The following is a 12,458-nucleotide window of genomic DNA, read 5'->3' as shown; positions in this document are numbered from 1 at the left end:
CACCTCAGAAAAAGAATGCTTCATGACGTGGCTCTAGGCTTGCATGGATATGCGCCGCAAGGGGATGAACACAAGCGTGGCAGCGTTACTTTTCAGCTTCGCTGTCGGCATGCGCGCCATTTCCTCGATGACCAGATAGTTCAGCTCATGGGGGACTTTCTTGCCTGCCGGGCACCATTGCTGGCCTACGCCAGCGTCCATCGCGCCATCGATGTAACCCATGGCCCGCTCTCGCCGGAAGTTATTGAGCGCGTCATCCCTAGGGCTGGCCAGCATGTCGCGGACCACCGCTGCGCCCGACACCCTGTATCGGCTGCTGCGTCGCAGCTCCAGCTTGCCCGCCAATCAACAGAAGCGTCAACGCGAACGTCTTTATGCGGTTTTCCTTTCCATTCCACCTCCTGAGTTGAGAGCGTCGACACCGAGCGGCTCGACACCGCTATTGTTGTGTCGGGCTGCGGTTGTCGATTTGCGCGGGATTTAATTTGGAATGGATTTATGCCTACAGGGACTTGAGGAAACCAATCTTTTTCCTGACCGATGAAGCCGTGGTAGTGCATGGCCTCACACACATGTCCGCTCGGGTTGACTCCGCCCGTGATCATCGCCAATTTCTTGACGGGTGTATTTTTCAGCCCCTTCATGATCCAGTCCAAGTCGTGCGGCTGGCAGATCGAGCAGGCGACGCGCAATTTTCACAGTGGCCCGCATAAATCAAGGTACATGACATAAGCTGCGACATAGCCAAGCTGGGGATGCGCGAATGCTCCAGGGATCGTACCCACCGTCTTGAAATCCAGCGACCGATACAAGGAGATCGCCGCGAGATTGGTGGCCACAACCTGGTTAAATTGCATTGCCCGAAATCCCGCTGCTCTTGCTTCTGCGAGGCAGTGCTTGACGAGCGTGCGGCCAATGCCTTGACCTCGGGCCTGTTCGGCGACTAAAAAAGTGGCTGTGGCAATGTGCGAACCTCGGCCCGGCATATTGGGACCGTAACGATACATGCCGAGCAAAAAGCCTTCGCGATAGGCGACGACACATCCATGTGCGCCAAGCCATTGGCTTTCGATGAACTCGAGATTGACTTCATCGCGGAACGGAAGCGTGTCGCCTTCGGACGTGACCGAATGAAACAGCGCAAGCATCGCGTTCGCATCGTCCGGGCGCGCGGCGCGCAAACCGAGCTCGGTCATGAGGTGTCCTTCCACATACGCCATCAGTTCACCGGATTTTTCATCCAGTTCGCCATCAAATCCACCACTTCTTTTTCCTGGCCGATGAAGCCGTGGTAGTGCATGGCCTCACACACATCTCCGCTCGGGTTGACTCCGCCCGTGACCATTACCAATTTCTTGATGGGTGTATTTTTCAGCCCCTTCATGATCCAGTCCAGGTCGTACGGCTGGCAGATCGGGCAGGCGTCGCTGGCATGATGCACCACCAGTACGGGCAGCTTGAGCGCGGCCAGGTTCTGCGATGGCACAGCGCCCTGTTTTTTGTATGCGGTCACGCTGGAGGTCAGTACCAGGCCGGCGATACCGGCGTCGCCAGTGCTGCCGATGGCCGCATAGGTCGCTGAGATGGTGCCGCGACTGGTGCCCACCAGCCAGATCGGCGCCGGACTCTTGGTGCGCACGAATTCCAGCGCGGCGTGAACATCGGCCAGGTGTTTTTCATTGACGCGGTCGCCGTAATCCAGCGCCGGTGTATCGCTGGGCAGCCCGAAGATGGCGACGTTGAAGCCGTCCGCCAGGAACAGCGCGACGCTGCGGGCGAGAAAGTTGCGGCTGGTCGGCTTGCCGTCGACCACTTTGCCGTAGCCGCCATTGCCGCCTGTGAACAGTAACACCGTCGCCTTGGCGCCTTCCTGTGCTTCCCAGTAGAGGCTGGTTTCAACTCCGGGGCGGGTGGGCACCTTGAAGGTTTGCCCGTCCGCTTGCGCAGTAAAGCTGCAAACCAGCAGCGCCCATCCAGCCAACCAGCGGATTATCGTCATCGTATATTCTCGGGGAAAAATACGAAAATAGCACAGCCTTCGATCCAATACAAAAAGAAGCGCTACGCTAATCAGAAGAAGGGGAATCACGCGGCGTTCTTCATGGGCATGGGGCCAATCGATCCCGAGACTGGCCGTCCGAGATACATTCTTGTCATTGATCAGTGGAAAGACAAGCGGATGATCGGCATGCGGGAAATCTATCCAAGAGCGAAACTGAAAGAGGACGGTGGCGAATATGATGACTCCGATAATGCCGAAACCTTCTGGGTTGTTTTTTAGTTTGATCGCGCTCTACCTCACCCAAGCAGCGGTGGCTGCGCCGCTCGCTCTTCAGTGCCCGTTGCGCTATCCTGACGAGCAGCGGTTGCTGGAAATGCGCAACAAGGGCCGGTACGCGCCAGTGACCGACAGGGCCGGTCTGCCACTCAATCAAGCGGGGGCGCTAACAGGACTAGCCGAAGCGAACGGTGAGCTTCGTGGCGACGACCTGCCCAACGGAAGAGGGCGCCGATTTCATTTTCACGGAACAGATGAGGACGGCGAGAAATGGGTCTTCTGCAACTACGAAAATGGCGGTTCAGATCTTCGCCTAATGTATGCCGTACCGGTTAGAATCAGGTACTGCGAGACTAGCGAAAAGCGCACCGGCCAACGGCTAGCCGCAGCTAGCATCCGCTGCGACTAGTGCGCTTACTAGCGCTAGCGAATCTCATACAACGCCTCGATAACCCAAGCAAGATCGATCCCCGGCTCATCTCTGAAGGTCAGGAAGAAGGACTGCGCCCATGTCGGATTGAGAGAGGTATTCCAGCGGCAAAACTCAGCTTCCGAGTGCGTGGAAAGGAAAGCCTCGTAAACCAGCTTTTCCGCATCGACGAGCGTGATGACGGCATTCCAGTGCGCAGCGAATTGAGCTGCAAGAACAACTTTTCTCATGGCGCCACCTCCCGTGCATATCAGCAGAAATGCCTCTGTGCTGGAGGGATATACGCGGTGATGGCCTGAACGGTTTCAAACGAGGTGGTGCCTTAGGGGGCGCGTCACGTTGGGGTTGGTCGTTTATCGAAATCTTGATGCTGGGACGTCTGGGTTCCGGTCAACTTGCTGGCGTTGCTGCGATCAAAGGCGAAGTAGCCGATGATTGCCACCAGCACGGCAACGATGACGTACAGGGAGATCTTGTTCATGGTGGAATCCTTTCACGCGAAGTAGGCATTCATCCGTACTACGGCTTCAAGATACCATCGTTTTTGCGCGTTACATTTCATTGCTAAAACATCTGGCGGGCGATCGTTGTGACATGCGGCGCATCTTGCCCATCCTGAGTGAAGTGGCTGGCCACTTCAGCGAGACGGTGATGTGATGACAGCTCGCGCCGGAGAGGCTAGTGCGAGCCGTGGAGCGGTCATGATGCCGGGGGGGCGTTAGACCTTGTCGCCTCCATGCTTGCGGCGTGCGGCCATGCCCATGCCGGCCGTGACTCGCTCCCGAGCGCGAAGATTGCGCTATCATCCGGCCCGAAAACTGTGGTAATGTTGCCGCTCTCATCTCAATGATTGCGCAAACATGTCCGTCTCGAAGATCAAGGGATTACGCTGGTGGATGATCAGTCTGATCATGCTGGGCGCGGTCATCAACTACCTGACGCGCAGCACCCTGGCCGTCGCCGCGCCCACCTTGCTCACCGAGTTGGGTATCACCACCAAGGAATACTCGTACATCACGGCCGCCTTCCAGGGCACCATCATGTTGCAGCCTTTGTGCGGCTACATCCTCGACGTGATCGGCTTGAAATGGGGCTTCGCCATGTTCGCCGCCGCCTGGTCGGTCATCTGCATGATGCACGGCATGGCCACCAACTGGCAGACGCTGGCCGCGCTGCGTGCCCTGCTGGGGTTGGCGGAGGGTTCGGCCAATCCCGCCGGCATGAAGGCCGTGTCCGAATGGTTCCCGGCCAAGGAGCGGGGCCTGGCAGGCGGCATCTACAACGTCGGCGCCTCGTTCGGCTCCATGCTGGCGCCGCCGCTGGTGGTGTGGGCGATCCTGTATTACAACTGGCAGTCCGCTTTCGTCATCACCGGCGCGCTCGGCCTGGTGTGGGTGGCGGCCTGGCTGCTGCTGTACGACGCGCCGGCCCGCCACCGCCGCCTGTCGTCCACCGAGCGGGAGCACATCGCCGCCGGCCAGGAAAAGCACCTGGAAGGCGACGGCAAGCGCCCGTCCATCGTCAGCATCCTGAAGATGCGCAATTTCTGGGGTATCGCACTGCCGCGTTTCCTGGCCGATCCGGCCTGGGGCACGCTGTCGTTCTGGGTGCCGCTGTACCTGACAACGGTGCGCCATTTCGACCTGGCGCAAATCGCCATGTTCGCCTGGCTGCCTTTCCTGGCCGCCGACCTGGGCTGCATGTTCGGGCCGGTGGTGGTGCTGGCGCTGCAAAAGCGCGGCGTGCGCCTGATCAACGCGCGGCGCGGCGCCTTCACCCTGGGCGCCTGCATGATGATGGGCGTGGCGTTCGTCGGCTTCGTCGACAGTCCCTACGCCGCGATCGCTTTGCTCAGCCTGGCCGGCTTCGCGCACCAGACCTTGTCCGTCACCGTCATCACGATGTCGTCCGATCTGTTCCGGCGCAACGAGGTGGCCACGGTCGCCGGCATGTGCGGCACCTTCGGCAACCTCGGTCTGCTGATATTCTCGTTGCTGATCGGCGGCCTGATGGCCACCGTCGGCTACACGCCGTTTTTTGTCAGCCTGGCCGTGCTCGACCTGGTGGCCGCCGTGCTGCTGTGGACGCTGGTGCGTGAACCGGCGGCGACGATCCCAGAACCCCTCATCATCAAATCAGCATGATCCAGAATCCCATCCTGCCCGGCTTCAATCCCGACCCGTCCATCGTGCGGGTGGGGGACGACTATTACATCGCCACGTCCACCTTCGAATGGTATCCGGGCGTGCAGATCCACCATTCGCGCGACCTGGTCAACTGGCGCCTGCTGTGCCGTCCGCTCACGCGCGCGAGCCAGCTCAACATGCTGGGCGCGCCCGATTCCTGCGGCGTGTGGGCGCCATGCCTGACCTATGCGGACGGCTTGTTCTGGCTGATCTACACCGACGTCAAGCGCTACGGCCGCACCTCCACCGGTGGCGCGGCGGGCAGCGCTTCGCTGCGGGACTTCCATAATTACCTGGTGACCAGTCCGGCCATCGACGGTCCGTGGTCCGATCCGGTTTATCTCAATAGCAGCGGCTTCGATCCGTCGCTGTTCCATGACGACGACGGCCGCAAGTATCTGCTGAACCAGCTGTGGGACCACCGGCCCGGCGGCAACCGTTTCGCCGGCATCGTCGCGCAGGAGTATTCGGTGGCGGAAGGGCGGCTAATCGGCCGTCGCGAGAACATCTTCAAAGGCACGGCGCACGGGCTGACCGAAGCGCCGCACCTGTACAAGCGCGACGGTTATTACTATCTGCTGACCGCCGAGGGCGGCACCGGCTGGAACCACGGCGTGACGATGGCGCGGGCGCGCGACCTGCACGGCCCGTATGAGCTGCATCCCGACCAGACCATCCTCAGTTCGCGCCACCGGCCCGATGCAGGGCTGCAGCGCGCCGGCCACGCCGATTTGGTCGAGACGCAGGATGGACAAACGTATATGGTGTACCTTTGCGGCCGGCCGCTGCGCAATCGCGGCACCTGCACGCTGGGGCGCGAGACTGCGATCCAGCCGGCGGTATGGGGCGACGATGGCTGGCTGCGCACGGTGGACGGGCAGGGGACGGCGCAGCTTGAGGCCGCCGCGCCGGGCTTGCCGCCGCATCCGTGGCCCGTCGAGCCGGTCCGCGAGGAATTCGATGCGCCGCAATTGCCGCTGGCCTTCCAGTGGCTGCGCACGCCTTGGCCGGAGGAGCTGTTCAGCCTGACCGCGCGGCCCGGCCATTTGCGTTTGTATGGCCGCGAGAGCCTGGGCAGCCAGTTCCGGCAGGCGCTGGTGGCGCGCCGCCAGCAGTCTCACTGTTACAGCGCCTCCACCGTGGTCGATTTCGAGCCGGAGCATTACCAGCAGCAGGCCGGGCTGGTCTGCTATTACGGCGGCGCCAAGTTCCACTATCTGTACATTACGCACGACCAGGCGGTCGGCAAGCATTTGCGTGTGATGACGAGCCTGCCCAACCATGTGCAGACGGATACCTTCACCGCGCCTATTCCGTTGCCTTCAAGCGGGCCGGTCGCGTTGCGCGTGGAGGTCGACGAGGAGCGGCTGTATTTCGGCTACCAGATCGCGGATGGCGACTGGCAGTGGCTGCCGCAGCAGTTCGACGCCAGCATCTTGTCGGACGAGGCCAACGCGCCAGGCCAGCCCAACTTCACCGGGGCGTTTGTCGGCATGGCGTGCCAGGACATGGCCGGCAGCGGCATGCACGCGGATTTCGATTATTTCGACTATCGGGAGCGGCCATATTGCGTCGCCCTGACGCGCCCCGCAACGCTTAGTCGATGAACGACACCAGCGCCGGCACCACCTGTTCCGGCGCCTCGTCGATCAGCCAGTGGCCGGAGCCCTTGATGATCAGGCTTTGCACGTTGGTGGCGTAGAGTTTGGCCTGGTTGCCGACGAAGGCGCCGGCCGACTTCTCGCCGCCGATGGCCAGCACCGGCATGGTCAGCTTGGTCTGGCTCATCGGACCGAAATCGGCGGCGTCCTTTTCGAAGTCGCTGAAATAGGAGAAGCCGGCGCGCATGCCGTCCGGCTGCGCGTACGCGGCCGTGTACAGCTTGCGGTCGGCCTCCTTGATCGACTTGCCCTTGTCGGCCGAGAAGTCGTTCCAGAAGTGTTCGAAGTAGATGCGCTCGCGCCCCTTGACGAGCGCCAGCGGCGTATCGCCGTAGAAGTGGAAATGCCATACCGCCTGCGCCGGGAAGGCGGTGCGCCACTCGCCGACGCCCGGCACGAATGCGTCCATGACGACCAGGCGGCTGGTGTCGGCCGGGAACTGCGCGGCGTAGCCGTAGGCCACCATCAAGCCGATGTCGTGGCCGACCACCGCCGCCGGCCCGCTGCTGACCGATTTGACCAGTTCATGGATGTCGACCGCCATGGTTTTTTTGTCGTAGCCGCCGGCCGGCTTGTCCGAGCCGCCGGCGCCGCGCAGGTCCGGCACGATGACCGTATGCTTTTTGACCAGCTCGCGCATGGCCGGTCCCCACATGTGGCCCGTTTGCGCGTAGCCGTGCAGCAGGACCACCGGCGTGCCCTGGCCGCCGATCTTGTAGTGCAGGCGCACGCCGTTGACGGTGGCGTACTTGTCGCTGAAGCCGGGCACAGGCGTGTCGATGGGCGCGGCGGCCAGGGATACGTGGGCGGCGAGGACCAGCACGGCGGCGGCCGCGCCGCGCAGGGCGAGGCTGTGGTAGGGGAAGAGGCGGTTCATGGTGGGCTCCTGGAATGCCGACGGTTCTGGATGCCGGCGGCGGGTGAATGGATGCCGTGACGGATTGCGTCGCCGCGGCGCTAAGACGGCACAGCGTATGCCGGCGCGCGGCGCCGGCCTACACCCGAAAGAGTGAGGCGCCGCCACCGGTGCGGCCAATATCATTCGTCCGCTTGGTGATTTTCGCAATTGCGGCGGCTCTTTGCTGCTCGCAGAATAGGTGAAAATACTATCGGTACGAGACAGCTTAATGACGATCACCCATCGGCGGACCTTTGCCGCCATCGCGCTCGCCTGCGCCGCCCAGGCAGGCGCAGGCGCGCCGACCAACGAACTCAATATTTACAGCGCCCGCCCGCTCGGCTCCTTACAGGCCGCCGTCGCCGATTCCGACACGCAGAAAACGCTTGAGGGCGCCAGCGCCGTCATCGCGCCCGCCAACAAGTCGCCGAACGGTAGCGTAACTGTCAGCAAGTCCGACATGAAGAAGGCCGATGACGCGCTGACCTTGCAATGGAAGGACACCTGGTACGCCAGCCTGCGCATCGATGGCGGCAAGCAGCCGCTCGACCTGCGTCCCTACATGGCCAAGGGCGTGCTGGCGCTGGACGTCAACGTCAAGGAATTGGCCAACGGCGGCATCAATTTCAAGGTCGGCTGCGGCGAAAATTGCGAGCGCGGCGTGCCATACGTGCTGCCGGGGCGCGAGGCGGCGGGCAAGGGCTGGCGGCATCTGGTGTTTGCGATGAGCTGCTTCGCGCGCGACGGCGACGATTTCAGCAAGGTGGTGCGGCCGTTCGCGGTCGAGGGGACCGGCACCGGCGAAATCGCCGTCGCCAACATCAAGATCCTCAGGAGCGGAAAGCCGAACGCCAGCTGCCCGGACTACAAGACTGTGTCGGTCACGCCGGACAAGTTGAATGAATCGTGGTCGATCGCTTGGTGGACGCCGCGCCACGAGAAAAAGCTGGAGGAGGCCAAGGCGCTGGGCAAAAAGAACCAGATCGTTTTCATCGGCGACTCCATCACCGAGGGGTGGGAAAAGAGCGGCGCGCCCGTGTGGGAGCGCTATTACAAACCGATGAACGGGCTGGCGCTGGGTTTCGGCGGCGACCGCACCGAGAACGTGCTGTGGCGCCTGCAGCATGGCGAGGTCGATGGCATCGCGCCCAAGGTCGCGGTGCTGATGTTCGGCACCAATAACACCGGCCACCGCCAGGAGGATCCGAACACCACGGCCGCCGGCATCAAGCGCAATATCGAGGAGTTGCGCCGCCGCCTGCCGGAGACCAAAATCCTGCTGCTGGCGATCTTCCCGCGCGGTGAAAAGCCGAACGACCCGCTGCGCCGGATCAACAACCAGGTCAACGCCATCATCGCCGGCTACGCCGACAACAAGAAGGTTTTTTTCGCCGATTTCAATCAGCAGTTCCTGGCGCCGGACGGCACGCTGTCGACCGACATCATGCCGGACCTGTTGCATCCGAACGAAAAGGGCTATGAAATCTGGGCCAGGGCGCTGGCGCCGGAGCTGAAAAAGCTGATGCCGGCGGGCGAGGGTTCCGCGCCACCGTATGCATGGCAGCCGGTGGCCATTGGCGGCAGCGGTTTCGTCTCCGGCATCATCACCAGTAAAACCGAGAAGGGGCTGATTTATCTGCGCACCGACGTCGGCGGCGCCTACCGCTGGGACGCGCCGAACAAGCGCTGGATCGCGCTGATGGACTGGGTGTCGGACCGCGAGACCGGCCTGTTGGGCGTGGAGTCGATCGCCATCGATCCGGGCACGCCGGGACGGGTGTATATGTCGACCGGTATCGAATATTTGAACGGCGGCGCCAGCGCGATCCTGAAATCCAGCGACTACGGCAAAACCTTCACCAAGATCGACGTCACCCAGCAGTTCAAGGTGCATGGCAACGGCATGGGGCGCGGCAACGGCGAGAAGCTGCAGGTCGATCCGGCCAACGGCCAGATCCTCTACATCGGCACCCGTGCCAACGGCATGTTCAAGAGCGTGGACGAGGGCCTGACCTGGCGCCGTCTCGATGGCCTGGACGTGACCACCACGCCGGTCAACAAGAACGGCGTCAGTCTTGTCGTCCTCGATCCGTCCAGCATGAAGGATGGCGCCACGCAGCGCCTGTTCGCCGGCGTCTCGCGCTTCGGCAAGGACGGCGCCAATATGTATGTGTCCGAGGACGCCGGCAAGACCTTCAGCGCAATGGCGGGCGGCCCGTCCAAGCTGATGCCGCACCGCGCGGTGCTGGCCGACGGCAAGCTGGTGGTGACGTTCGCCAAAGGCGCTGGCCCGTGGGGCGATGTCGCCCATGGCGAGGGCCTGGAGGAGGGCGGCGTGTGGCAGTACGATATCGCCGCGAAGAAGTGGACCGACATCTCGCCGCCGCTGAACCGCGCCTACGCCGGCATCACCGTCGATCCCGGCAATCCCAAACGCATGGTGGTCACCACCATCAGCTACTACCACAACCAGACCAACGCGATCCGCGACCAGTTCTTCGAGACGCTGGACGGCGGCAAAAGCTGGAAGAGCATCGTCGACCAGGGCGTGAAGATCGACGCCAATGGCGTGAGCTGGATCGCCGGCAGCTTCATACACTGGGCGGCCAGCGTGGAATTCGATCCCTTCGACACGAAGAAGCTGATGGTCGTCTCCGGCAACGGCATCTTCAATTCGACCGACATTAACGCCTCGCCGGCGATCTGGAAGTTCGAGGACGAGGGCCTGGAGGAGTCGGTGCCGCTCAACCTGGTCAGCATCCCTGGCGGCCCCGTGATCTCGGCGATCGGCGACTATGACGGCTTCCGCCACACCGATCCGACCAAATATTCGTCGATCCACACGCCGACCATGGGCACCACCTGGGGCCTGGACTACGCGGCCGGCAATCCCAACGTGGTGGCCCGCGCCGGCAGCGCCATGTACATCTCCCACGACATGGGCGTGAGCTGGAAGAAGACCGCGGCCATGCACGGCACCAAAGGCCAACTGGCGCTGAGCGCCGACGGCAAGACGATCGTGCACAGTCCAGAGAAGTTGGACACCAGCTACGTCAGCACCAACGGCGGCGATAGCTGGAATCCGGTCAAGGGCCTGGGCGGCGCCCGTCCGGTGGCCGATCCGGTCGACGCGAAGAAGTTTTACGCCATCGGCGGCGACCATGTGCTGGTGAGCAGCGACGGCGGCGCCAGTTTCGCCCCCGCCGGCGCGCTGGCGTCGGCCAAGCGCACGCGCGCGGTGCTGCGCGCGGCGCCGGGGCGCGAGGGCGACATCTGGGTGCCGCAATACGACGCCGGCCTGGCCCGTTCGACCGATTCCGGCAAGAGCTTTAGCAGTCTGCCGGGCGTCGGCTACGCGGCGGCGGTAGGCTTCGGCAAGGCCGCGCCGGGCGCCAATTATCCCGCCGTGTATATCTGGGGCACCGTCGGCGGCGTGCGCGGCGTGTTCCGTTCGACCGATAGCGGCGCCACTTGGTTACGTATTAATGACGATGATCATCAATACGGCGGTCCGGGCGATGCCCAATTCGTTATCGGTGACATGAATACTTTTGGCATCGTTTTCATGAGTACGGCCGGCCGAGGCATTGTATTTGGGGAACCTACCCCTCCGACAGGAGAAAAATAGCCGAATAGATGGCTTCATTTGCGGACGGGAACGTCTTTTTCATCTAAATCGTGACGGAATCATGCCACAATACAAATCGCATCCCAGAGAGGGTGCGATGAGACGAGCCGTTTCCGATTGAGGTAGTTGAAGATGCCGATGAAGTCCCACCGTATTGCGCTGTTATTTAACGCAAACAAGATTTTTGACCGCGAAGTCATCGCCGGTATTGCCGCGCATTTAAGCAGCACCCGCGCGTCCTGGGATCTGTTCCTGGAGGAAGACTTCCGCCTGCGCCTGCCGGGCATCGAACACTGGCAGGGCGACGGCATCATCGCCGACTTCGACGATCCGGCCGTGGCCGCCGCGCTGGCGCGCACCCGCATCCCGGTGGTGGCCGTGGGCGGCTCCTACGCCAGCGAAACCAACTACCCGACCGGCGTGCCCTATGTCGCGACCGACAACTTCAAACTGATTAAACTTGCCCACGATCATCTAATCGAGGCCGGCCTGCGCCATTTCGCCATGTTCAGCCTGCCCGAGGCGCAGGAAAACCGCTGGGCGCAGGAGCGCGAGACCGCCTTCCGCAAACTGATGGCCGACGACAAGATGGAGCCGCAGATTTATCGCGGCCTGGGCACCAGCGCCGCCTCGTGGGACGAGGCGGTCGAACAGCAGATCAAGTGGCTGCATAGCCTGCCCAAGCCGGTCGGCATCATCGCCGTCACCGACGCCCGCGCGCGCCAGCTGCTGCAGGCCTGCATCATGGCCAATATCGAGGTGCCGGAGCAAGTGGCGCTGATCGGCATCGACAACGATCCACTGGCGCGCATGCTTACCCGCATTCCGCTCAGTTCCGTGATCCAGGGCGCCCAGGAGATGGGCCGCACCGCCGCCCACCTGCTGGACCAGATGCTGCACGGCGTGCGCTTGCAGGGCACGCGCGTGATGGTGCCGCCGGTCGGCATCAACGTCCAGACCTCCACCCGCCACGAGGCGCCCAAGCATCCGCACGTGATGCGCGCGCGCCATTTCATCCGCCAGTACGCCTGCCAGGGCATCAAGACCCACCAGGTGGCGGAGTATGTCGGCATTTCGCGCTCGTCGCTGGAGTCGTACTTCCGCCAGGAGCTCGATTGCAGCGTGCACGATGTGATCCTGCGCTTCAAGCTGGACGCGGCCACCGAGCGCCTGGCGCGCGGCGACAGCAGCATCGCCGAGGTGGCGCTGACTTGCGGCTTCACGTCTGTCCAGTACATGCACGCGGTGTTCAAGCGTGAGCTGGGTTGCACGCCCCGCGCCTACCAGGACCGCATGCTCAAATGTCCGGAGGCGGCGGCCGCGCCGGAGGACGCGCCACCCGCCCTGCGCAGCGTAGCCTGAACCCCACCCCGCAGC

At 62.8% G+C, this 12,458-nt stretch carries 11 protein-coding genes; 5 read left to right on the top strand and 6 right to left on the bottom strand.

The window, feature by feature from the left end; all coding sequences use genetic code 11:
• Positions 1-33: 33 nt before the first annotated feature.
• The 3 genes from NHH73_24820 to NHH73_24810 form a co-directional block, all read right to left on the bottom strand.
• The gene (locus NHH73_24820; GenBank protein USX25763.1) at positions 34-345 is read right to left on the bottom strand and encodes a hypothetical protein; all 312 of its coding nucleotides are present in this window, start codon (positions 343-345) and stop codon (positions 34-36) included.
• 350 nt (positions 346-695) lie between these two features.
• Entirely contained in the window at positions 696-1,196 is a 501-nt protein-coding gene (locus NHH73_24815) for a GNAT family N-acetyltransferase (GenBank protein USX25762.1), read from the bottom strand.
• Positions 1,197-1,219: 23 nt separating this feature from the next.
• The gene (locus NHH73_24810) at positions 1,220-1,999 is read right to left on the bottom strand and encodes an alpha/beta hydrolase (protein ID USX25761.1); all 780 of its coding nucleotides are present in this window, start codon (positions 1,997-1,999) and stop codon (positions 1,220-1,222) included.
• Between the two features lie 102 nt (positions 2,000-2,101).
• Here NHH73_24810 and NHH73_24805 point away from each other — a divergent pair, with 102 nt between their 5' ends.
• Positions 2,102-2,281 (top strand): BPSL0067 family protein, encoded by a 180-nt coding sequence (locus NHH73_24805; GenBank protein ID USX25760.1) that lies wholly within the window; start codon positions 2,102-2,104, stop codon positions 2,279-2,281.
• 420 nt (positions 2,282-2,701) lie between these two features.
• Here NHH73_24805 and NHH73_24800 read toward each other — a convergent pair whose 3' ends face one another.
• Positions 2,702-2,938, bottom strand: coding sequence for a hypothetical protein (locus NHH73_24800; GenBank protein ID USX25759.1), 237 nt, complete (start codon positions 2,936-2,938; stop codon positions 2,702-2,704).
• Positions 2,939-3,042: 104 nt separating this feature from the next.
• Entirely contained in the window at positions 3,043-3,189 is a 147-nt protein-coding gene (locus NHH73_24795; GenBank protein ID USX25758.1) for a hypothetical protein, read from the bottom strand.
• Positions 3,190-3,568: 379 nt separating this feature from the next.
• On the opposite strand from NHH73_24795, the gene NHH73_24790 reads away from it, so the two are divergent.
• Both NHH73_24790 and NHH73_24785 read left to right on the top strand, forming a co-directional pair.
• A complete protein-coding gene (locus NHH73_24790; GenBank protein ID USX25757.1) occupies positions 3,569-4,852 on the top strand; it encodes an MFS transporter in 1,284 nt (427 codons plus the stop codon).
• Positions 4,849-6,501 (top strand): glycoside hydrolase family 43 protein, encoded by a 1,653-nt coding sequence (locus NHH73_24785; GenBank protein USX25756.1) that lies wholly within the window; start codon positions 4,849-4,851, stop codon positions 6,499-6,501. Before NHH73_24790 ends, NHH73_24785 begins: the two co-directional genes overlap by 4 nt.
• On the opposite strand, the gene NHH73_24780 is transcribed toward NHH73_24785, so the two are convergent.
• A complete protein-coding gene (locus NHH73_24780) occupies positions 6,491-7,432 on the bottom strand; it encodes an alpha/beta hydrolase (GenBank protein USX25755.1) in 942 nt (313 codons plus the stop codon). The genes NHH73_24785 and NHH73_24780 overlap by 11 nt on opposite strands.
• A gap of 250 nt (positions 7,433-7,682) precedes the next feature.
• Here NHH73_24780 and NHH73_24775 point away from each other — a divergent pair, with 250 nt between their 5' ends.
• Positions 7,683-11,081 (top strand): GDSL-type esterase/lipase family protein, encoded by a 3,399-nt coding sequence (locus tag NHH73_24775; GenBank protein ID USX25754.1) that lies wholly within the window; start codon positions 7,683-7,685, stop codon positions 11,079-11,081.
• Positions 11,082-11,219: 138 nt separating this feature from the next.
• Positions 11,220-12,443 (top strand): DNA-binding transcriptional regulator, encoded by a 1,224-nt coding sequence (locus NHH73_24770; GenBank protein USX25753.1) that lies wholly within the window; start codon positions 11,220-11,222, stop codon positions 12,441-12,443.
• The last annotated feature ends 15 nt before the right edge of the window (positions 12,444-12,458 follow it).

It is taken from the genome of Oxalobacteraceae bacterium OTU3CINTB1 (assembly GCA_024123955.1).
Lineage (GTDB): Bacteria > Pseudomonadota > Gammaproteobacteria > Burkholderiales > Burkholderiaceae_D > Rugamonas.
Note: the sequence above shows the minus strand (reverse complement) of the source record. Positions and strands in the feature narration are given on the sequence as shown.